This window comes from Microbulbifer maximicatervae (SeqCode) (assembly GCF_052467825.1).
In genome coordinates this window covers 2,357,618-2,380,095 of sequence record NZ_CP174327.1, presented here as the reverse complement: position 1 = coordinate 2,380,095, position 22,478 = coordinate 2,357,618, and the positions used below count along the sequence as shown (strand labels likewise).

The window sequence follows — 22,478 nt, the reverse complement described above, 5'->3', positions numbered from 1 at the left end:
AAATCAGAATATAACTATCTCATTTTCAACAACAATAGATTTCTATGAGCAAGATCTCAAAGAGATGATGGTGCTTTTAGCCGTGATGGAAGCAGGTAGCTTTATCCAAGCCGCAAATCGCCTGGCTATACCAAAAGCCAACCTAAGTAAGAAAGTCGCCCACCTGGAGGGTCAGCTATCAGTCAGGCTCTCAAAGTTTAAAGGAGATGGGTAGGAAGTATTTAAATCACTGTCTGCGTATTGAAGAAGAGATGATACTGGCCGAAGGGGAAGTGTCTGAAATCCTGCAGGTTCATTACCGACCCAGCTCACCTTAAAATATGAAACTCCTACGAAAATTAAAGGTTAGGAGAATCATCGAAAGTTATTTAATTAGCGCCCTGGTAAGATCCTCCCCATAATTTCGCAGTATGAAATAATAAGTGCTCGAGAAAATATAAGTCTAAGTTTTTCGGATGACTTCTAAATTATTAATCGAGGCACTGTTGCCAACCTATTGCAAAGTTAGAGCATGGAAAGAAAGGTCATTTATGCACCACATCCATAAAATATGATCAAGATTACTTAAATCTTTGCGTTTATTGGGGCTCTAGCTGAGATATTTAAACAAAGAAAACTATGTAATATCTGGCCGCAAGAATAGCGGACGAAAAAATGTTATTTCTAAGCAATTAAACTTCTGTCTTTCCACTACGGAAAGCTAAGTTAAAAAGAAGCTGCTATTTAATAACGCCATACAGAGTCCATGCTCTCAATGAACTGCTGGCAAGATAATACTCTGACCTTATCCCAGTTACTCACCACTTAGGCGAGCCTAGTAGCGCTAAGTATTCACCAAAAGAGGCCCCGGTTCTGGAACTACACAACCAGCCCAGCAAGCATACGTTGCCCAGCGGGACAGCTGTCAGCCCCATGCAACCGGTACAACTGTTGGGCACAATAAATGCTCAAGAGGTCAAAATACCCTCATCCAGATACATTTCCACATGGGGTCTACGTTTTACATCCCATATAATGGCGGGCTACTCTGTTTTTATTAGTCTGTTACACCGTAGTTTATGTCCGATTTTAGCCCCCATCGCTTTTGTACCGCTCCGCTGCTTGATTGGAGCGACCGCCATTGCCGCTATATGTGGCGCCTATTGAGCAAGCATGCACGCCTGTATTCGGAAATGGTGACCACCGGGGCAATACTGCATGGTGACCAACAGCGACATTTGCAATTTGATGCAGCTGAACAACCTGTCGCCCTGCAGTTGGGGGGCAGTGACCCTCAAGAACTGGCTGAATGCGCCCTTATCGCCGAGGAATGGGGCTATAGCGAAATCAACCTTAACTGTGGCTGCCCCAGTGACCGAGTCCAGTCCGGGCGTTTTGGTGCCTGCCTTATGGCGGAACCGGATGTGGTAGCCGCAGGACTCACTGCCATGCGAGAAGCGGTATCTATTCCGGTTACCGTCAAGCACCGTATCGGCATCGACGATATGGAAGACTATCCAGGCCTGACCCGCTTCGTAGAGGCCCAGGCCAATGCCGGTGTGGATACCTTTATCGTCCATGCGCGCAAAGCGTGGCTAAAGGGACTAAGCCCCAAGGAAAACCGTGAAATTCCTCCGCTCAATTACGACATGGTTTACCAGTTGAAGAAGGATTACCCCCAGCTACAAATTGTTATTAATGGGGGGATCAATTCAATTGAGGAATGCCAGCAACATTTAAGCCACTTGGATGGTGTTATGCTGGGGCGCGCGGCTTACCAAACCCCGACAATCCTGGCCCAGGTGGACAGCCAATTATTTGGCGGTGAAACAGGCCCGGATGCCATTCAGGTGGTAGAGCAGATGCTGCCCTATATCGAGCAGGAAATGCAGCGCGGACAGCGCTTGAATCATATCACCCGACATATGCTCGGGTTATTCCAGGGGCTTCCTGGTGCTCGGCGCTTCCGCCGCCATTTGAGCGAAAATGCCCACAAGCCGGGGGCGGGTCCCGAGGTGCTTGAACAGGCACTGGCCCAGGTCACCCAAGCCGCTTAGACCGCTTTCAATATGTAGACCAGTGAATAATTAAGGGAGGAACCATGAACAAGTTGGAGCAACTCAAACAGCGCAGCCAGGTTGTAGCAGATACCGGAGACATTGAAGCGATTCGCCGATATTGTCCTCAAGATGCAACAACCAATCCCTCCCTACTGTTTAAGGCCGCCCAGCTCCCTCAGTACGACAACCATATCGCCGAGGCGCTCGAGTGGGCTGAGAGCCACCAGGGTGGCTCGAACGCGGAAAATATTGCACGCCTGGCCGCCATCAAACTGGCTGTCAGCATTGGCACGGAAATCTTGCAGTTGGTGCCCGGGGTGGTATCCACCGAGGTCGATGCTCGTCTCTCCTTTGATACCCGCGCTACTATTGACTACGCACGCCACCTGATCACCCTGTACGAACGCGCAGGTATTGCCAAAGAGCGGGTATTGATCAAGATCGCATCGACCTGGGAAGGCATTGCTGCCGCATCAGTACTGGAGCGCGAGGGAATCCACTGCAACCTGACCTTGTTGTTCAGTCAATCCCAGGCGATTGCCTGTGCCGAAGCCGGGGTAACTCTGATCTCCCCCTTCGTCGGTCGAATCCTCGATTGGCATATCGCCAACAGCGGCCGCGAGTCATTCCCTGCGGAAGAGGACCCGGGCGTAATCTCGGTGCGCAATATCTATGAGTACTACAAGTCCCGAGACTACAAAACCATTGTGATGGGCGCCAGCTTCCGCAATACCGGGGAGATCGAGGCCCTGGCTGGTTGCGATCGACTGACAATCAGCCCTCAGCTATTACAAGCCCTGGAGGACAGTGAGGCACCTCTCGCTGCTGGCCTGCCACCGGTATCCGCAACCAAATCCCGGCCGACACAGGATCTGGCTGAAGCCGAATTCCGCTTTCAATTGAATAGCGATGCCATGGCCACTGAAAAGCTTGCCGATGGCATCCGGAACTTCGTGAAGGATCAGGAACGTTTAGAGCTATTGTTACAGAACCGAGTAAAGGGACAGCAGGAAATTCATGCTGCAACAAATCCGTAAACTGTTTGAGCAGATAGGAAATAGCGTTGATGTTGAAGCACGTGATGAAAAAGACGTGCGGATGATCAGCGCTGCGCTGTTAGTCGAGGTCGCCACTGTCGATCAAAAGCTCGATGAGTGTGAGCGTGAAACGCTCACACAACTCCTATGCCAACACTACTCTCTCGACCAGACTAGTGCCACAGAAATAGTCAGTGAAGCTATTAGCCAACGGGACAGAGCCACATCCCTGTTCGAGTTCACCCAGGCGGTGAATGAACAGTTCAGCGAGAGAGATAAATACCTGCTGATTTTGCAGATGTGGCAGGTAGCTTTTTCAGATGATGTTATCGAGGCTTTCGAGGAGCACCTGATTCGCAGGGTGGCAGAGCTAATTTATTTGCCACACGGACTCTTCACCAAGGCACGCGCCGAAGCGAGGGATATGAAGCGTTGCTAAGAAAGGGAGATTTCCAGAACTGGGGATTAGGAGAGAATAAGCGCTAGTGATAATGCGCCGAAGATTTGGCAACCGGGGAACATTCTCGCTCCAGGGTATGTACCAAGTCGCGAAAAGTCTCGGCGTTTTGCTCGTTCATGCTCATCAATACCCGGTGAGCTTCCAGCACCTTTTCCCGCGCAGCACACTCGTCGGGGCTATTACATACCAAAGGCGTGGTGGGTACGCTCATATCGTGGACCGTATCGCTGATTTCAACCAACGAATCAAAGCCCATAGCGTCCAATAGATGGCGGATACCTTTACCCGCAGAGAATACCAGCGGCTTATCACAGCCCCGCTCCAAAGCGCGAATAGCAATCTTCGCCATCAGGCCGAGGGTCGTACTATCGACACCTTCTGCACCACCGAGATCAAATGCCACTCCGGCAAAATCACCCCGTGCAAACATGTTGTCGATAAAGCTATCAAATGAGGTACAAAGGTTGAGACGAACATCACCTACTAACTTGATGACGTAGATGCCCTGGTGGGCCCCAACCATAATTTGCCCGGACTGCATAACAACCCCTGGCTCACCCGAATACACCTTTTGATAGAAGTGCAGGCGGATGGCAAAAGTTCACTGGTAGAGAACACAATAGCATTTGACGTTTTTGGCGCCTAGTGCAATTTTGTGCATAAAGTGGGCGGAGCTTACTCCTGACTATGCAGACTGACAAGTGCGATAAAGCACAAAATTCGACTTCATAGTCGAAGACTATCGATAGAAGTTTTAGGCATTACTGACGGCCTAAAGTGAGAATCGTAATATCGTCCGGAAGGGCACCAAAAGTATCCATTTTTAGAGACTGACAGAGCCTGTCGAGTTCTCCCCCACTCTCTGAAATAGCCTGCAAAAGCTGGGCCTCTTTATCGAGCAGATCGCCCTGTAATAATTCAAGTACACCGTCGGAACAAGCGACCAGGCGCCAAGCGGGCGGCAGCTCAGCACGCATCACTTGCCAATCACCCCGTTCAAATATACCCAGGGGGCGCCCTTTTCCCGGCAACCAGTCTGCACCTGTCTCACTTACCAGGGCCGGCATAGGTATTTGCCCGGCGACGGCATAGTGCAACTGCCGGGCACTACTATCCACAACCCCGACAAACATACTGGCGTGCTTGCCCAATTTTGTGGATAACAACTCGCCATTGACCAGATTAAGGACATCCAACAAGTCATCACTGAGGGAATCCAGCTGGGCAAATAAGGGGCGCTCTCGCAAGCGATGCATAATACTGTGCTTAATCAGGGCAGTAACCAGCGCAGAAGAGACACCATGGCCCGACACATCGACCAGGTAAAAGGCTACAAAGCGCTCACCGAACAAGCCGTAATCAACAAAATCACCGCTCAGATACAGGGAGGGAACCAGCCGGTAGGATGCTTCCACGCCACTGGGGTAGTGATAGGGGGTACGGGGAAGTAAATGCTGTTGCAGTAAACGGCCGGCTTCCTGGTCTCTGCGCAGCAGCTCCACATGATCTCGCAGTTCACTGTTGCGACGCTCCAAGGTCACTTTATATTCGCGATTCTGCTTCGCCAGGTTTTCTTCACCGCTGATACGGCAGATCATACGATCAATAGCCGCTGCTTCTTCCAGGGGTTTAACCAGGTAGTCTTTGGCTCCAAGGCGCATCGCTTGGAGTACATCATCGGCAGCGCTATCTGAGGCAATAATTACCGCAGCCACCTCTGGGGCTATGCGCTTTATCCGCCGCAACACTTCCAGCCCACTCATATCCGGCAAATAGCGATCAATCAATACGATATGGAAAGCGCCGGGGCTAAACTGGCCGATGCCATCTTCCCCGTTGTTGGCAACACTTACCTGGAAGCCAAAACGCGAAAGCGCCCCTCGCAAAAAATTGCGGGAGCGCTCATCATCGGTAAGCACCAGGCTACTGGGGCCGGCCATATAAAGGCTCTAAAAAGTTATCTGCCCTAGGTGACAAATCAGTAGTCGGAAGCCTCTTCCACTTCACCCTGATCAATTGCCTCTGCGGCCTCTTCTTCGGTTTGAACATCCATTTCACCATCGACAATCAAATAGTCGCGGCGCTGCAGGTAAGCATCCCGCAAGAGTACATAGCGATCACCATGCAACAAGGACTCCGCTTGCAGCAGGCTGGCACGGCTCTGAATGATATCTGTACCCTTCAATGCATATTTGGTCGCGTCGTCATTTACATAGGTTAAGGGGTTGGTGTAGTAATCCACGACCCTAGCTGGGGTATCCCGTACAGTGGACGGACCCAGTAGCGGTAAAACCAGGTAGGGGCCAGAAGGCACTCCCCAAACAGCCAAGGTCTGGCCAAAGTCCTCGCCATCACCCTGCTCGAGACCCATGTGCTGGGCAACATCCAGAATACCGACAATACCTACCGTGGAATTCACCAGGAAACGACCCGCGTCATTGCCCGCTTGGCCCCATTTACCCTGCAGAACATCATTAAAAGTATTGGTAACTTCGCGCAGATTGTCGAAAAAGTTGCTGACACCGTGCTGCACGAAAATCGGGGTAATTTGGCGATAGCTGACAGCGGCGGGCTTCAACACATAGCGATCTGCACCATCGTTGAAGGAGAATATGGCCCGATTAAAACCTTCCCAGGGGTCGCGAAGTGATAAATCTTCGCCCTCGGCACCACCAAATTCATCGGCAGGATCAAAGCCGTACTCATCCTCGAGAGACAGGCCCCCGTCATCGGCACTGGCATCCTCTGCTCCGCTGGTATCTACCGCAGCCGGGTTTTGAGCTGCACCACCAAACGGATCTTGTTGCGCTAGCGCCCCTACTGGAGTAACAGCTATCAGAGTTGCCATTAACCAGGGCGATAAAGTTTTGCTTCCAAGCACAACCCTGCTCCTCTTATATCAAACTAGTGAGACCAAGGATTCTAACGCCCTAGTAATTCGTAAGCTACCCTCGGCAGCATAGCAGCTGGGATTTGCCAAAGATAAAGGAGTTTCAGGCAATCACAGGCTAAGCCTTTAAACCGGCAATAACCCCTTTATTCAGTAGTTTTTCCAATAAATCGGCACCAAAATCAAATAAGGAGTCACGACTAATATTGGGTAATTCCTGAGCCATCTGTTCCAATATTTGTAAGCCGGTGTAATCGCCCGCAGAGACCAACTGCAACAATCTGGCGGTGACGGCATTGATCTCCATAAAATTCACTTTGTCGGAACGATCCCGGTATACGAAAAGGAACGTCGGTACCTCCGGCGGCTCTTGGGGCTGAAAATCCGGCCCCAACCGATGCACTGGGTAGCGGTAACTGAGGCTCCAGACGAGAGGGGAAACTACAGGAACTTTCTGTAAAACGTCCCCCTCTATCGCCAGCCCTTCCGGTAATTCCACATCACTGACATCTAAAGCCAACTCTACCCACTCGTAGTGGGCAAGTTCCAACAAAAAGGGGGGATCTTGTGGTTGTTCTCCCCGTTCATTCTGTAAATATGAGAGAAACTCTTCACTGATCTGCAAAAAATACGGGCTAACGGATGTGTGTTTGTGGACAAAATCACGCACCATTTGATGCCAGTTTTCGTCGCTATAAAGACTGCGCAATACCGGGAATCCACTGGCAACAAAGGATTCAATATTGTTGTAAATCAAATCCCGATAAATAGCGACACGCCGGTCCTCAATTTCTGCCGGCGGCGCAACTTGATTCGGTGCGCGCAAATGGGCAGCAAAATCCCGCTGCACACTTTTGAATGTCTCGGGCTTATCGACGACTGAGGACATAATTCTCTTCCACCTGGTGACTGGCCTGAATGGTTTTAATATGTCCTACTTCTTCGAGTAATTTGGGAATCGGCGGAATATTAAAATCCCGCTCAAGTAGCGTCGGCATCACACCGTGAATATCGTAGGCGCGATCGAGTAGTTCCCACACAGGATCAATAACCGGTGCACCATGGGTGTCCACCTTTAAATCCTCTGCCTCATCATAGTGCCCGGCAATATGTACGTAGCGAATTCTTTCGGTGGGCAGTGCAGATAGAAAGTCCAGCGCATCGTAGCGGTGGTTAATCGAGTTTACATAAATATTGTTCACGTCCAGAAGCAAATCACAATCGGCCTCTTCCAGCACCGCATTTAAAAAAGCCAGTTCAGTCATCTCCTGGCCCGGCGCCGCATAGTAGGAGACATTCTCCATTGCAATCCGTTCTTCCAGTGCGTCCTGGACCATACGGATTCGCTCGGCAACATACATCACCGCTTCTTGCGTAAAGGGAATGGGCAATAAATCGTATAGATGGCCGTGATCTGAGCAATAACTCAAGTGCTCACTGTAACCGCGAATATTGTGTTGCTTGATAAATTTTTTAATGGCTGCAACCAATTCCATATCCAATGGTTCTGGTGCACCAATCGAGAGAGATAAACCGTGAAGTAAAAAGGGAAAACGCTCTGTATATTCCTTAAACCAGCGCCCATAGCGACCGCCAACACCAATCCAATTCTCAGGTGCTACCTCCAGAAAATCTACGGCATCTGTATCAAGGTTTTCACCCATCATTGAGCGGCGCAATCCAAACCCAGCGCCTTCTACGGAAAACTCGCGCAACACTTTCAGGTCTCACTTTTTTCAGCGATCAATAAAAAACAGGGTGGATCGCTAAAGCGTATCCACCCTCTTTGAGTACAGCGAAAAATTACCCGCCACACTTACCTTCGCCGCACTTACCTTCTTTTTTCTTGCCTTCGCCGCACTTACCTTCGCCGCACTTGCCTTCTTTTTTCTTACCTTCGCCGCACTTGCCTTCGCCGCACTTACCCTCTTTCTTTTTATCATCACCATCGTGATCAGCCAGCGCCACGTTGTAGCCTGAGCTCAGGTCTGCTGCGGCAAAGGGGTTAGCATTGCTGTTGGCAGCAGATACATTCATAGCGGCAGTGGCGATAAACGCTGCGCCAACTGCAGCGGCTACAGGGGAAAGGTGCTTCTTGTTCATAGTGAATCTCCTAACTAGGTGTCCTTAGCAATAAAAAGTACAAGAGACTTTTTTCCACTCCGCAGAAGTATAATGCTGCGAAACAAAAATCAGTCATTGAATAGAACCCGCCACAAAATAACCGGTATCAAGGGGTCATTCTGGGCTCCAGGCCTGCTTTCAGTACTTCTGTCGGGCTCTCCATCAAATTCTTACACTTGATCAAAATTTTTTTTGTGATCTCTTTTCCATAGAGAAAATCAACCAAGCAAACCTTTCCCATCAATTTCTGCCCATGACTTGCTTAAGCGCTTGGATGACACCGGCATCAGGGTTTTTAGAGTCTGCGCGAATAAGGAAACACGAAATTCCTCCAACATCCAGCGAAACTCACGCAATTCTGCCTCTGCAGAGAGTTCTCTGGGTGAATATTTCTCCACTTGCGCCAAGTAAGGCTCCGCCGCCTTCTGGTATTCAACTTGCAGTTTTCGGTCACGGTTAGGGTCGAGAGCGGCCTTTTCCAAGCGCATTACGATCGCCTTCAGATAGCGGCCGTACTGGCGCAGCCATGACAGCGGAGTATCAAACAAGCAGCCTCGGTAGAAGAGCCCAGCCAGTTGCTGCTGGATATCCCCCACCGCCATTGCGACCGCCAGGTTTTTCTGCTGTTTGATTTGTTTGCGCAGTGGCACCAGCTGAGCCAGGGCCTTGACCAACAGATCACCAATCTCCTGGGCCACCCCCACCAAGTCACCGTCATTTTCCAAAGCGGCCAGGAATTCAGCTTCGGTGCGCGGCAACTCCTCTTTGGGCCAGAAAACTTCGCGCACGGCTGCCATCAGGATGTCGTCAGCTACCTCCTCACGGCGCCCCAGATCCGCTGCAGAAAGCCCCAGCTCCTTGCCTCGCAACAGCTCTTTGCGCAGATACTTCACCTTCTCCGGCAAGTGCAACAGAGCCAAACGGCAAATACCGGCGCGAGTAAGCCTGCGAGCCTCACTGGGGTTATCCAGTAGCTTCAGGGAGACACTGTCTTTTCCTTCAACGAGCGCGGGGTAAGCCCGCACCTTGAGCCCGCCCTGGTTGAGGGTATGGGTCTCTGGAAGATCACCGAAGTCCCAGCGGGTAATACCCTCCCGCTCAAAACTGTCGCCAGCTGTTGCCAGCCCCTGCTGTACCCGATCCCGGTAGCGCGCCTGCAATAGGGCCAAATCCCGATCTTGATCCAGCAATTTACCGCCTTCATCCATCACCTGGATATTGAAACGGTAATAATCTTCCAGGGCCTGTTCCGCAGACTCCCACACCTCATCTGGCAGCTGCTGTGCTGTCTGGCGCTTCAGCTCCAGAGCCAACGACTGCCACAACGGGGTATTGTCTGCACGCAGTCGGGGCAAAGCCTTATCTATCGCAGCCGGCACTGGCACAAAATACTTGCGCCACTGCTTGGGCAGGGCTTTTACCAGAGCGATGCACTTGTCCCGCAAGATGCCCGGCACCAACCAGGAGAGGCGAGCTGCCGGCACCTGGTGCAGCGCTGCAACCGGCACCTGGATACTGACGCCATCATCCACACTGCCAGGCTCAAAGTGATAGCTGAGCGGATAGACAATACCGCCCGCCTGCAACTCATTGGGGAATTGGGCCTCTCCCACATGATCGGCACTCTGCTGCATCAATAAGTCGCGGGGAATAAACAGCAGCTGTGTATCGCTGGATTCCGCTTTCTTGCGCCAGTGCTCAAATCCAGCCAGGTTGACGATATCCGCCGGGATACGCTCATCAAAGAAACGGTACACCACTTCATCATCCACCAGAATATCCCGGCGACGAGATTTGGCTTCCAGCTCTTCCAGGGACTTCAACAGGTCGAGATAGTGCTTATAAAATCGGCCCTTACCGCGATAGCGTTGCTCCACCAGCGCCTGGCGAATAAACACTTCCCGAGAAGTTTGCGGGTCCAGTTTGCCGTAGGGAATTCGGCGTTTTTCCACCAGCACCAAACCGTAAAGGGAGACCTTCTCAAAGGCCATCACCTGCCCGGAGCGAGCGTCAAAATGGGGTTCAAAATAATTGCGCTTAACCAGGTGCTGCGCGGCGGCCAATATCCACTCGGGTTTGACCTTGGCTACGGTATGGGCGAACAGGCGGCTGGTCTCCAGTAACTGGGCAGACACCACCCAGCGGGGAGGTTTTTTAAATTGACCGGAGCCAGGGAAAATATGGAAACGACGATTGCGGCAGCCGTTAAACTCCTTGTTTTCATCCCGCGCGCCAATATTGCCCAGCAATCCCACCACGATGGCTCGGTGTATCGCTTCGTATTCCGCCGGCTCTTTGTTTTCTTTAACTTCGAGGTCGCGACAAGCCACGCGCAACTGATGGTGGATATCTCTCCACTCGCGCATACGCAGCCAGGAAAGGAAGTTTTTCTGGCACCACTTGCGCAACTGATTTTGACTCAGTTCCTGACGCTGGACTTCAAAGGCATCCCATAGCTGAACGAAGGATAAAAAATCCGATTGTTCATGCTGCCACTGGCGATGTTTTTCATCCGCAGCCTGGCGTTTTTCTGCCGGGCGCTCGCGCGGGTCCTGCACGGCCAGAGCGGCGACAATAATCAAGAGCTCCCGCGCACTGCCATTCTCTGCCCCCGCCAATAACATGCGGCTCAGGCGCGGGTCCAAAGGCAACCTTGATAGGGATCGCCCCAATTTAGTGACCCGGCCCTGCTCATCTACCGCCTGTAATTCCTGCAGCAATTTATAGCCGTCATTAATCAGTCGTGGGTCCGGCGGATCGACAAATGGAAACTCGCGGATATCACCGATACGCAGCTGTAACATTTGCAGAATGACTGCTGCCAGATTCGTACGCAGAATTTCCGCATCGGTAAATTCCGGGCGCTGCTCAAAATCCCGCTCTTCATACAAGCGCACACAAACACCGGCGCTGACACGGCCACAGCGACCGGCACGCTGGTTGGCGCTGGCCTGGGAAACCGGCTCTATAGGCAGCCGCTGAATTTTACTGCGGTAGCTGTAGCGGCTCACTCGTGCAGTACCCGGGTCGATCACATAACGGATACCGGGCACCGTAATAGAGGTCTCCGCCACATTGGTAGCGAGTACGATGCGGCGACCTTTATGGCCGTGGAAAACTTTGGCTTGCTCCGCAAGGCTCAAGCGGGCATACAAGGGCAGCACTTCCAATTGCGCTATCTGTGCATCGCGCAAAGCCTTAGCGCACTCGCGAATTTCCCGCTCGCCGCTCATAAATACCAGGATATCCCCACCGCGCCGACTGCTGGACTTTTCCTCGTGCAACAACTCCTCCACAGCAGTGACCACCTGCTCGTTGAGATCTGCATCCGTATCCGCTGCGGGGCGATAGTGAACTTCCACTGGGTAGGTACGACCGGAAACCTCGATAATCGGCGCATCGTCAAAGTGCCGGGAAAATTTTTCCAGGTCGATGGTGGCCGAGGTAATTATCAGTTTCAGGTCAGGGCGCTTGGGCAGTATGGTTTTCAAATAGCCCAATAGAAAATCAATATTAAGGCTGCGCTCATGGGCCTCATCGATGATCAAAGTATCGTATTTATTTAACAGGGGATCGCGCTGAATTTCAGCCAGCAGGATACCGTCTGTCATCAGTTTGACGTGGGTATGCTCGGTGCTGTGGTCGGTAAAGCGTACCTGGTAACCGACGGACTCTCCCAGTGGCTGCCCCAGCTCCTCAGCAATTCGATTGGCTACAGTGCGCGCAGCAATCCTGCGCGGCTGCGTGTGGCCGATCTGGCCGTAAATTCCCCGGCCCAGTGACAGGCAAATTTTTGGCAACTGAGTGGTTTTACCAGAACCGGTTTCACCGGCAATCACTACAACCTGATTTTTCTCGATCTGCTCGGCGATTTCCTCCCGCCGCGCTACCACTGGCAAAGACTCCGGCCACTGCACTTCCGGCAACTTGCGCCGACGCTCCTCCACCAGGGTCTCAGACACTTGGAGCTGCTGCTCCAATTGGACCAACATGCGATCTACCGGCTTGCCCTCTTTCTGGCGCCGACGTACATTTTTGACGGTCCTGCGCAACCCATAGCGGTCACGCCCCATGGTCGCGGAGATTCGGGCCTGCAGCGCCCCCAGTACTTTTTCTGCTTCGGTGTGACTCATAATTCGTACAGCAATGGCAAACGCGGGATTATACCCCCTGAGCACCGCAGGGCTATCAAACCTTATTGTGGCGCTCATCTATACTGGTGCGAATAGCACTTCTTCTGAGGGGCACGGCCTTTACTGCTGGTGCAATTCCTCAGGGTCATACCTTGCGAGCAGTACTATGCAAGAGATCAAGCCCAAGCCCCCCGCCAGCGCAGGCCAACTATTTGGCCACCCCAAGGGACTCTTCCTGTTGTTTGGTACTGAGATGTGGGAACGTCTCAGCTACTACGGCATGCGTGGTATTTTTGTCTTCTACCTGACCTCTACAGCGACTGCCGCAGTCTTCGGCTGGGAACAACTGACCGATACCGAATTGCAATCCAAAGCCCTCAGCTACCTGGGCTGGTATGCAATGCTGGTCTACCTAACCCCCATTATCGGCGGTTGGATGGCAGATAATCGCTGGGGCCAGCGCCGCTGTATTATGTTCGGCGGCACCTTGATGATGCTGGGGCAGTTCGCCCTGGGATTCCCCCACGGTTGGCTGCCAAATGGCAGCCAAATTTATATGCTGTGGATCGGGTTGGCATTGCTGATTATCGGCAACGGTTTCTTCAAGCCAAATATCTCTACCATGGTCGGGGACCTTTACGAGGAAGGTGACCACCGCCGGGATACCGCCTTTACCATTTTTTATATGGGCATCAACCTGGGCTCTATCCTCGGTTACCTACTGGTGGGCTGGATTGGGGAAAAGGTGGATTACCAGCTGGCCTTTATCGTCGCTGGCCTTGGCATGTTAGCCGGCCTAATCCTGCAGATGACCCAAGCCAAGCGCTACCTGGGAGAAATCGGTGTAGAACCTTCTGCGCACCTGGAACTGAAAGACAAGAAAGATGAGGACGTCGATAAGCGCCGCCCGCTGACTCAAGAGGAGCGAGACCGCATCAAAGTTATTTTGGTTTTGGGCGTGTTTATCGTGATTTTTTGGGCCGGCTTTGAGCAGGCTGCCGGCTCAATGAACTTATTCGCCAAATATCGAACCGACCTGAATGTGCTGGGGTGGGAGATTCCCGCCAGTTGGCTGCAGATGGTAAACCCTCTGTTTATTATTATCCTCGCGCCGATTATGGCCAGTATCTGGGTAGGCATGGGGGATCGGGAGCCCAGCTCACCGGCCAAATTCAGTTTGGGACTGGTTTTTCTCGGCGTGGGATTCTTATCCATGTGCGGTGCCGCCCTGCAAATTGGCGATTCAGAGACCATTAAAGCGAGTATTTGGTGGCTGGTATTTGCCTATATTTTCCACACCATTGGCGAACTTTGCCTATCGCCAATTGGGCTCTCTGTTGTAACTAAATTATCTCCGCTGCGCTATTTATCCCTGATGATGGGGCTTTGGTTTGCCTTTATTGGTATTGCCAACAAAGGAGCCGCAGAGATCGGTAAACTCGTCGGTGTATCCGGTCCACTCGCAACCTTTGGCGGAGTAGCCCTGGCCGCAATTATTGCCGGAATTATCCTGTACTTTATTCGCGAGAAACTGGTGGACTGGATGCACGGTGCAGAAGAGGTTCACGTAAAGGTGGGCGAAACCACCAAGGAGGAACTGAGCATCACCGCCGATCACGACGGTGTACCGCCGAAGCATTTTAGCGGTAATGACAAATAAGGGAGCCAACCCATAAAAGGCGTATTTTGCGAGCACGGACCTCGCTCTTTAACGTTATCAGATTCCGGACCGCTAACAGGCGTACGTTTAGCGGTCAAAGATCTCTTTCAATTGAAAGGGGAGAAAAATACGGCAGGCAGCCCCGAGTGGTTCAATACTCACCCTCCTGCCAATAAAACCGCACTTAGCTTGCAGAAATTACTGGAGGCCGGCTCAACCTTTACTGGGTTTACTCACCTTGATGAACTCGCCTACAGCATGCAGGGGAGTAATTTACACTACGGTTCTGCCGACAACCCTAAACTGCCCGGCTATTTTTGTGGGGGTTCCTCTATGGGATCGGCCGCCGCCGTGGCCTCAGGAACAGCCGATATTGGCTTAGGCACCGACACCGGCGGATCGGTGAGGGTACCTGCAAGCTATTGTGGTTTATTCGGCATTCGAACCAGTCACTCACTTATTCCTACCGACGGTGTTATCGGTTTAGCACCCTGCTTTGATACTGTCGGTTGGTTTAGTCAAACTCCTTCATTACTTGTAGACGTCGGCAAAATTCTAATCCCGTCACAGCATTTATCCGCAAATAAAGTAACCCGCCTGGTTACTTGCCCCGAGATCAGTCAACTGGCAGATACGCCTATTCAATCAGCAATCCAGGAATTTATTCCTACATTAAATAATCAATTTTCTATCTGCGAGATTAAACACCTGTCTGACATTGAATTACTGGGCGAACTGGCGGATGTATTCAGAATTTTGCAGGGCCGCGCCATCGCCAATACTCACGGAGACTGGTTGCGAAAATACCGGCCGGTATTTTCAGAGGACATAGCCACAAGAATTACTATGGCCCTATCAATTACCGATGATGAGATATTCTGGGCCAACGAAAAACGACAACAGTGGTGCAAGTTGATGGAAACATTACTACCGGACAACAGTAGCGTTTTACTAGTACCAACCACCCCCACAACCGCAATTAAGAAAGGGACCGATAGTGAACCCAGCAAAGTACAAACAAATCGCCAGCGACTATTGGGTTTAACCGCTATTGCAGGGCTTTGGGGCGCCCCCCAATGTCATCTGCCGTTGTTTTCTATCGTAGAAAATGGGATTAATACTGGGGGAAAAGAGATAGAGAAACCCAGTGGCTTCTCATTGATAATGACTCCACAAAGCGATTTTTCGCTTCTATCTCTAGTTGCGCAACTAACAAAATCCCTCGAAGGAATAGCAGGTAGCACCTAAGGTGCTACCTGAAAAAGCGATCAGCTTTTTAACGCCCTTTAACCAAATAAGCGATGGCTCGATCCAACCCCTCCAGGGTCATCGGATACATATGCCCGTCCACCAGTCTCTGGGTCATACCGATACTGGGAGTATATTGCCAGTACTCCTCTCCTACAGGGTTCAACCAGATCAGGTTACTGTAGGTATCGGTAACACGCTCCATCCAGGCCGCACCGGGCTCTTCATTCATATGTTCGACACTGCCGAAACGACTGGTAATTTCGTAGGGCGCCATAGACGCATCGCCGACAAAAATTACTTTGTAGTCCTTGCCATAGGTGCGCAGTATTTCCAGCAGCGAGGTATTTTCGCTATAGCGCCGCTGGTTGTCTTTCCACACATGCTCGTAAACAAAATTGTGGAAATAAAAATATTCGAGATGCTTGAACTCAGAACGACAGGCGGAGAACAGTTCTTCACAGACGCGCACATAGGGGTCCATAGAGCCCCCTACATCGAAAAAGATCAGCACCTTAATTGCATTATGTCGCTCCGGCACCATTTGAATATCCAGTAACCCTGCGTTGCGTGCAGTAGAGGAAATGGTGTTATCCAGATCCAGTTCCTCTGCGGCACCGGTGCGGGCAAATTTGCGCAACTTGCGCAGAGCCACCTGGATATTGCGGGTGCCCAGACTGATACTGTCATCCAGATTTTTAAACTGGCGCTTCTCCCAAACCTTTGACGCCGAGCGATTACGCCCCTTACCGCCCACACGGATACCACCGGGATGATAACCGCTATTGCCAAACGGGCTCGTGCCGCCAGTGCCAATCCAGCGATTACCACCACTGTGGCGCTTCTTCTGCTCCTCTAGACGCTTCTTAAATTCCTCCAGCAGTTTTTCCAAGCCGCCGAGGCTTTGCACCTGGGCCTTTTCCTCTTCGGTCAACTGCTTTATAAATTCTGCACGCAGCCAGTCCTCGGGAATCATTTGCTCGACAATGTCATCGAGGGTCTCAAGGTCCTTAAAATAGGCGTCGAAAGCGCGATCAAATTTATCGAAGTGCTTCTCGTCCTTGACGAGGCAAACGCGGGCAAGGAAGTAAAATTCCTCAAGGTCGGCAAACACCAGGCGCTGCTGTAATGCCTCAAGCAGGGCCAGCAGTTCGGTGATGGTTACCGGTAATTTATAGCGGCGTAAATTCTGGAAAAAGCCAATCAGCATAATAATTCGCAGTCAGCACAGGGAAAAAATAACACCCGGTTAAACCGGGCCGAAATCACCGAGGACAACCTAAGCCCTCGGTGACATTAACCAACACAGTTTAGCGATTATCGCGACGGGCCATAAACGCCAGGCGCTCCAGCATATGGACATCCTGCTCGTTTTTCAGCAGGGCACCGTAGAGCGGCGGAATGGCATTGCTGCTATCGCTGTTTTTCAAAATCTCCCCGGGAATATCATCAGCCATCAACAGCTTGAGCCAATCGATCAGCTCGGAGGTAGAAGGCTTTTTCTTTAGGCCTGGAACCTCGCGCAGCTGGAAGAAAATATCCATTGCCTCGGCCACCAACTGCCCTTTGATCCCTGGATAGTGCACATCGACAATTTTGCGCATGGTGTCACGATCGGGGAAGCTGATGTAATGGAAAAAGCAGCGGCGTAAAAAGGCGTCCGGCAGTTCTTTTTCGTTATTGGAAGTGATAATTACGATGGGGCGCTGCTTGGCCTTGATGGTTTCGCCAGTCTCATAGACAAAGAACTCCATACGATCAAGCTCAACCAGCAGGTCGTTGGGGAATTCGATATCCGCTTTATCGATTTCATCGATCAGCAGCACCACGCGCTCTTCTGCCGCAAAGGCCTCCCAAAGCTTACCGCGCTTAATGTAGTTGCCAATATCGTGAACCTTATCCACCCCCAGTTGGGAGTCCCGCAGGCGGGATACCGCGTCGTACTCGTACAGGCCCTGCTGGGCTTTGGTGGTGGATTTAATATGCCACTGGATCAGCTTTAGTCCGAGGCTCTCTGCTACCTGCTCGGCGAGCAGTGTTTTGCCGGTGCCGGGCTCACCCTTGATCAATAGTGGGCGCTGCAGGGTAACGGCCGCATTCACCGCCATCTGCAAGTCGTCGGTCGCTACATAGCTTTCGGTACCGGTAAACTTCATAACTGCTCCAATCCTGTCGTCGAGGCTAACTATCTCTTTTAGCGAATGATAATTGAACAACAGGTTGGGGGCGAGGCGGTAACGCTCAATTTGGATGACCAGCTTGCGCTGGGGAAATTTGCCAGTCCCGCAGGGCGAGCCTTGAAAGTACGCGTAGGCTTACCGAAGCAGCCTAGGCCATCTGGGTACTGCGGCGGTGTACAACCTGGCGACCTTTGCCGGTGATATACCAGCGGATGCCCAGGTGACTGTGAATTTTCCCGACCATCTCCAGCACCAGCAAGCTATTCAAGGCGCGGGCTATAGAATTGGTTTCCATACCGCTGTCCTGCACCATGCCGGAAAGAGACCGAAATACACACTCCCCGGTATTTAACAAATGCAGTACCTGTAGGGCATTGTCATCCAATTTACGGATCTGATTGAAATCGATGGTCGGCCCCTGCTCGGGATCGCCCTCAATTTCATGCTCCAATAGGGGCATCATTTCCAACTGCATGGTGCGCAGTTCCTGCTCCATATTCTCTACTCGGGCACGGGCAATACTGGCGTCGCGCAACTGGCGCCGCGCGGCGTTAAACACGAACATACGTGATGCAATTGCAGCGAGCAGGCAGTAACCGGTAAAAATCAATAAACGCGAGGGGTCACCCTGGATTTCTATCAACAAGTCACTCTGGGTGAATTTAAGGAATATCGGCACCATCAAGGCGCCACACAGCCCCATAATCAGGCAACGTGCGAGCCCCGCTGGATCTTCTTCGGTGAACAGCATTTGATAGTAATTGACCAGCCCACCCAAAATGCCCGAAACCAGCATTACTGCAGTCAATATAAGCAGGTGATCGAGCATCAGTATTCCTCAGCCATTCGGCTCTCACTGCCAATCCGGGCAAGTGGGTATTGAACTGAATATTTCACTCTATTCACGACTGCCCTTGCCCTCTTCCCCTATTAGGTGCGAGGTATTTCCCACATGCTGGATACAGCCGCCTCTTGTTGTTACTGGATACCTGGCAGAAAAGTGACACTGCTTTTACATTGTTTTGCATTGCGCCACAGCGGGAACCAGCTTAATAGATATAGCAGCTGTCATTGACTGGGGTTGTCGGTCTAAAGGGTTTTAGCGCCTTTGATACGAGCAACCGAGTGAAGGCCTGGATATAGGCGTCGAGGAGGGACGATGGCTGCGCAAGTGAATTAAAGTGCAACAAAAAATACTGGGTGAATGGCTACCCTGCCCTCAGGCATGACAGCCATATCTTGGGTTATTGTTCGTTAAAGTAGGGATCTTCATCAAAGCGACGACGCCTGTCCCGGCGAAACCTCATCAGCAAGCTGACAATCCCCCAAACAACCATGATCGCCAGGGCTCCACCCGAAGCGAATATCAAATTGGTAGTGACCTCTGGCGCCGCTCCATTTTCTTCAAACAGCGTTTGATAAACAAATAGCGGCAACACCGGCACAGCAACTGACTCCGCTACAGAGGTCTTTGCCGGCGCCAGCAACACCGCCGCAGCCACTAACAGTAGAGTCTGGCGTACCCAACTCCAGCGCCAATTGCGCATAAACCACCAGCCCGCCAACAGCATAACCAGTGTTGAAGCGGCGTATACCATCCAGGCAAATTGGAAATCTTCTGTCATTCTCTCACTCTACTTTCTGGCACACCGATCCAATATCGGGCAAATATGCCAGGGTCCTTTACATCGTCACTCGCTCGGAACCGGCATATTTACGCCGCTTCGCAGACAAGCACTGCCAGCCATAAATCGATCCGAAGAATGATTTAATTATGCGCAATATCCAAAGGCGTTCACAGGTCGCAGTTCCCGTTTGCGATCAACCTTGTTCAACCCAAGAGACAATATGATCCTCCATATCGTCCGGATGAACCGACTCTTCACTGACAACGCGCCCACGCACCGATACCCCCGCCCGATGTACGGATTCCGGGTCCCCCGACACCAATGGGTGCCAGTCTGCAAGAGGGCGCCCTTCCGCAAGACTGCGGTATGCGCAGGTGAGCGGCAACCAATCGAATTCGGCAATATCCTCTATACGCAACTGAATGCATCCGGGGACATGGGCTTTGCGCTGGCTGTACTTGCTGCACTGGCAGGAATAGGTATCCAACAGGCGGCAGGCCACATTAGTGAGGTAGACCTCACCCGTATCCTCATCCTCCAAACTGTGCAGACAGCAGCGACCACAACCGTCACAAAGCTGCTCCCACTCCGACCGACTCATTTGCTCCAGCGTTTTCCGCCGCCAAAAAGGCTCCTGTGCCATTAAGCTCGACTCAGCGTTGCAACTTGCTGTTCTTCAGCGCGATTTCACTCATTTCGGAATCGGCTATTGGCGGCATCTGTAAGTAATAGCCGCGAGTGCGCACCTCTTTGAGCAACTTGTCCGCCTCTGCACGGGCCAGCTTTTTGTCCGGCGTCACCAACATCGTAGTGACGTGCTGCGGTTTGCCGAAAAGCTCCAGTAGATTTTTGGGAACCCTCGCAGTGCCTTCGCGCTTATCCACGTACAGATACATTTCGTCTTTATTTGGACTGCGATAAATATCGCATAAAACTTTCACTTCAATTCCTCTTTACGCAATTGTTTCAGAGCTTCGAGCAAAGGGTGGCCAATCACATCGGCCCGCCACCCTCTGAGCCGACCCTCTAACTCGGGTCGACGGGCCTGGACCAAGGCTTCCAGCTCTTTTTTGCGAATTAATATTTCGGCAGGCAACCCGGCCCGCTCGGCAATAGACACCATCTCAAGCCGCAGTTGCTTGAGGATCTCTCCCTGCTGCCGGTTGAGAGGCTGCTGCATTCGCGCAGGTGGATCGCTTCTCTCGCAGGCTTGGGCAACGATTTTTAAAAGGGCCTCGCCATGCTCACGCAGAGCTCGCCCTTCCATACCCAGTTGACTCAAGGCACCTCTATGCCGAGGCAACTGTTGGGCCAGGCCGAGACAGATATTCTCTTTCAGCAGGTGATTGCGCGGCATATTCAGCGCCCTGGCCTGCTTTTCGCGCCAGGCACACACATCCTGAAGCACTGCCAGTTGTTTACTGCGCAGGCGCCAGGCACCTTTCACTTTCTGGTAGTAAACCTCAGGGGGGTTCGGGTTTCGAGCCGCAACCACCAATGATGCACAGTCTTCCTGTAACCACTCCAGGCGCCGCTTAGCATTGAGGTCCTTTACCAGTACGCCGTAGAGTACCGGCAACCAAGCGACATCGAGGGCGGCATAGGTTTTCTGTGCATCGCTGAGAGGTCTCTGCAGCCAGTCCGAGCGGGTTTCACTCTTGGGCAATTCAATATGCAGTAGCTGGTTAACTGTCGCCGCATAACCTAAGCCCGCTCCCATACCACAGATTGCAGCGGCAATTTGGGTATCAAAAATGGGCTCGGGAATCACGCCCAGCAAGCGCTCAAGGGTTTCCAGGTCCTCACTACAACTGTGCATGATTTTAGTGACAGCGGTATCGAGCAAGAGGTCGCGAAGCGGCTGTAACTCCTCAATCGCCAAATTGTCGATCAGGTAGCAGTGTTTTCCATCACCTACCTGGACCAGCGCCGGCTGGGGATAAAAAGTACGGCTGCGCATGAACTCGGTATCCAGGGCTACCGCACTCTGCTTGCGCCATTCTGCACACAACTCTACCAGCTGCTCGTAACTGTCGACCCAGCGTGGAGTGGTATCTATTTCTGTCATCGATATCACTCAACTGCCGGAAAAAAATGCGGTTCGACTATTAAAGGCGTGAGCGAGAGTCCCGCCATCGATATATTCCAGCTCTCCGCCGATGGGCACACCGTGGGCAATCCGGCTCACCGTCACCCCCTGGGCACGAGCTCTCTCCGCGATGTACTGCGCGGTAGCTTCACCTTCTACCGTAGGGTTAGTGGCGACAATAAGTTCGCGCAACTGCTCAGTAGCAAGCCTCTGCTCCAGCAAGTCGATCCCCAGGTCCCCCGGGCCAATACCATCGATGGGCGAGAGATGCCCATGCAGGACAAAGTAGCGACCGTGGTAATTACCGGCCTGCTCAATAGCCAGAACATCAGCGGGCGTCTCAACCACGCACAGTGAGTCCTGCTCGCGCCGGCTATTGCTACACAATGAACAAACGGGCTCCTCTGTCAGGGTGCGACACTGCCCACAGCGCCCCACTTGCTCCACCGCTCGCGCCAAACTCTGGGCCAGCAGAGACGCAGCTTCGCGGTCTTTTTCCAACAGGTACATCGCCATGCGCTGCGCGGACTTGGGGCCCACACTGGGCAGACAGCGGAGCGCGCGGATCAGCTCTTCAATCAGGGGACTAAACATACAAACTCAAAACCAGTGGATGGCCACTTCTTAAAAGGGGAACTTAAAGCCTTCAGGCAAATTGATACCTGAAGTCAGGTCTCCCATCCCTTGCTTTTGCAGTTCCTGTGTTTTTTCCTCTACACGGCGCACAGCGTCGTTGACCGCAGCGGCCAGCAGGTCTTCCAGCATTTCCTTCTCCTCGGTCATCAGGGAGGGATCAATTTCCACAGATGTCACATCGTGGCGACCATTCATCGTCACCTTGACCATACCCGCCCCAGACTCACCGCAGATGCGAAGCTCAGTCAGGTCCTGCTGCATCTTCTGCATTTTTTCCTGCATATCGGCCTGCATTTTCTGGGCCTGCTGCATCAAATCGCCCAAACCTTTCATAGGTAACCTCTATCTTGTGCA

At 52.1% G+C, this 22,478-nt stretch carries 22 protein-coding genes; 6 read left to right on the top strand and 16 right to left on the bottom strand.

The window, feature by feature from the left end:
- Window positions 1-64: 64 nt before the first annotated feature.
- The 4 genes from ACJJII_RS10425 (at window position 65) to ACJJII_RS10410 (ending at window position 3,515) form a co-directional block, all read left to right on the top strand.
- Window positions 65-214 (top strand): helix-turn-helix domain-containing protein, encoded by a 150-nt coding sequence (locus tag ACJJII_RS10425; RefSeq protein WP_444919273.1) that lies wholly within the window; start codon window positions 65-67, stop codon window positions 212-214.
- Between the two features lie 844 nt (window positions 215-1,058).
- Window positions 1,059-2,036, top strand: coding sequence for a tRNA dihydrouridine(20/20a) synthase DusA (dusA, locus tag ACJJII_RS10420; RefSeq protein ID WP_413664487.1), 978 nt, complete (start codon window positions 1,059-1,061; stop codon window positions 2,034-2,036).
- 44 nt (window positions 2,037-2,080) lie between these two features.
- On the top strand, window positions 2,081-3,076 hold the full coding sequence (tal, locus tag ACJJII_RS10415; protein WP_413664486.1) for a transaldolase: 996 nt from the start codon (window positions 2,081-2,083) through the stop codon (window positions 3,074-3,076).
- Complete coding sequence (locus ACJJII_RS10410) at window positions 3,057-3,515, top strand: tellurite resistance TerB family protein (protein WP_413664485.1); 459 nt, start codon at window positions 3,057-3,059, stop codon at window positions 3,513-3,515. The genes tal and ACJJII_RS10410 overlap by 20 nt, the downstream gene beginning before the upstream one ends.
- A 43-nt stretch (window positions 3,516-3,558) precedes the next feature.
- Here ACJJII_RS10410 and ACJJII_RS10405 read toward each other — a convergent pair whose 3' ends face one another.
- The 7 genes from ACJJII_RS10405 to hrpA all read right to left on the bottom strand — a co-directional run bounded on the left by ACJJII_RS10405 (window position 3,559) and on the right by hrpA (window position 12,683).
- Window positions 3,559-4,077 carry an STAS domain-containing protein gene (locus ACJJII_RS10405; RefSeq protein ID WP_282934161.1) on the bottom strand — a complete coding sequence of 173 codons (519 nt, stop codon included), beginning with the start codon at window positions 4,075-4,077 and terminating at the stop codon, window positions 3,559-3,561.
- 220 nt (window positions 4,078-4,297) lie between these two features.
- On the bottom strand, window positions 4,298-5,476 hold the full coding sequence (locus tag ACJJII_RS10400) for a PP2C family protein-serine/threonine phosphatase (RefSeq protein WP_444919075.1): 1,179 nt from the start codon (window positions 5,474-5,476) through the stop codon (window positions 4,298-4,300).
- Window positions 5,477-5,514: 38 nt separating this feature from the next.
- A complete protein-coding gene (locus ACJJII_RS10395; RefSeq protein ID WP_413664483.1) occupies window positions 5,515-6,417 on the bottom strand; it encodes an MlaA family lipoprotein in 903 nt (300 codons plus the stop codon).
- A gap of 127 nt (window positions 6,418-6,544) precedes the next feature.
- Window positions 6,545-7,315 (bottom strand): HvfC family RiPP maturation protein, encoded by a 771-nt coding sequence (locus ACJJII_RS10390; RefSeq protein ID WP_444919074.1) that lies wholly within the window; start codon window positions 7,313-7,315, stop codon window positions 6,545-6,547.
- Window positions 7,296-8,141, bottom strand: coding sequence for an HvfB family MNIO-type RiPP peptide maturase (locus ACJJII_RS10385; RefSeq protein ID WP_444916226.1), 846 nt, complete (start codon window positions 8,139-8,141; stop codon window positions 7,296-7,298). The genes ACJJII_RS10390 and ACJJII_RS10385 overlap by 20 nt, the downstream gene beginning before the upstream one ends.
- Window positions 8,142-8,229: 88 nt before the next feature.
- Window positions 8,230-8,529 (bottom strand): HvfA family oxazolone/thioamide-modified RiPP metallophore, encoded by a 300-nt coding sequence (locus ACJJII_RS10380; RefSeq protein WP_108731896.1) that lies wholly within the window; start codon window positions 8,527-8,529, stop codon window positions 8,230-8,232.
- A 239-nt stretch (window positions 8,530-8,768) separates the two neighbouring features.
- A complete protein-coding gene (gene hrpA / locus ACJJII_RS10375; protein WP_444919073.1) occupies window positions 8,769-12,683 on the bottom strand; it encodes an ATP-dependent RNA helicase HrpA in 3,915 nt (1,304 codons plus the stop codon).
- 166 nt (window positions 12,684-12,849) lie between these two features.
- Here hrpA and ACJJII_RS10370 point away from each other — a divergent pair, with 166 nt between their 5' ends.
- Together ACJJII_RS10370 and ACJJII_RS10365 are read left to right on the top strand one after the other, a co-directional pair.
- Complete coding sequence (locus tag ACJJII_RS10370) at window positions 12,850-14,343, top strand: peptide MFS transporter (RefSeq protein ID WP_413664480.1); 1,494 nt, start codon at window positions 12,850-12,852, stop codon at window positions 14,341-14,343.
- A 12-nt stretch (window positions 14,344-14,355) separates the two neighbouring features.
- Window positions 14,356-15,591 carry an amidase family protein gene (locus tag ACJJII_RS10365; RefSeq protein ID WP_444919272.1) on the top strand — a complete coding sequence of 412 codons (1,236 nt, stop codon included), beginning with the start codon at window positions 14,356-14,358 and terminating at the stop codon, window positions 15,589-15,591.
- A 28-nt stretch (window positions 15,592-15,619) separates the two neighbouring features.
- Here ACJJII_RS10365 and ACJJII_RS10360 read toward each other — a convergent pair whose 3' ends face one another.
- From ACJJII_RS10360 to ACJJII_RS10320, 9 genes are all read right to left on the bottom strand, one after another.
- The gene (locus tag ACJJII_RS10360; protein WP_444919072.1) at window positions 15,620-16,801 is read right to left on the bottom strand and encodes a vWA domain-containing protein; all 1,182 of its coding nucleotides are present in this window, start codon (window positions 16,799-16,801) and stop codon (window positions 15,620-15,622) included.
- Between the two features lie 100 nt (window positions 16,802-16,901).
- Window positions 16,902-17,747 (bottom strand): AAA family ATPase, encoded by an 846-nt coding sequence (locus ACJJII_RS10355; RefSeq protein WP_444895115.1) that lies wholly within the window; start codon window positions 17,745-17,747, stop codon window positions 16,902-16,904.
- A 172-nt stretch (window positions 17,748-17,919) separates the two neighbouring features.
- Window positions 17,920-18,600 (bottom strand): YEATS-associated helix-containing protein, encoded by a 681-nt coding sequence (locus ACJJII_RS10350; RefSeq protein WP_108731891.1) that lies wholly within the window; start codon window positions 18,598-18,600, stop codon window positions 17,920-17,922.
- A gap of 415 nt (window positions 18,601-19,015) precedes the next feature.
- Entirely contained in the window at window positions 19,016-19,396 is a 381-nt protein-coding gene (locus ACJJII_RS10345; RefSeq protein WP_282934168.1) for a hypothetical protein, read from the bottom strand.
- 196 nt (window positions 19,397-19,592) lie between these two features.
- On the bottom strand, window positions 19,593-20,042 hold the full coding sequence (locus ACJJII_RS10340) for a YcgN family cysteine cluster protein (RefSeq protein WP_444919071.1): 450 nt from the start codon (window positions 20,040-20,042) through the stop codon (window positions 19,593-19,595).
- A 10-nt stretch (window positions 20,043-20,052) separates the two neighbouring features.
- Window positions 20,053-20,340, bottom strand: coding sequence for a YcgL domain-containing protein (locus ACJJII_RS10335; RefSeq protein ID WP_444892840.1), 288 nt, complete (start codon window positions 20,338-20,340; stop codon window positions 20,053-20,055).
- Window positions 20,337-21,467, bottom strand: a complete 1,131-nt coding sequence (gene rnd, locus ACJJII_RS10330; protein ID WP_444919070.1) for a ribonuclease D — start codon at window positions 21,465-21,467, stop codon at window positions 20,337-20,339. The genes ACJJII_RS10335 and rnd overlap by 4 nt, the downstream gene beginning before the upstream one ends.
- Window positions 21,468-21,476: 9 nt before the next feature.
- Window positions 21,477-22,082 (bottom strand): recombination mediator RecR, encoded by a 606-nt coding sequence (gene recR, locus ACJJII_RS10325; RefSeq protein ID WP_282934172.1) that lies wholly within the window; start codon window positions 22,080-22,082, stop codon window positions 21,477-21,479.
- A gap of 30 nt (window positions 22,083-22,112) precedes the next feature.
- A complete protein-coding gene (locus ACJJII_RS10320; protein ID WP_413664473.1) occupies window positions 22,113-22,457 on the bottom strand; it encodes a YbaB/EbfC family nucleoid-associated protein in 345 nt (114 codons plus the stop codon).
- Window positions 22,458-22,478 lie beyond the last annotated feature (21 nt).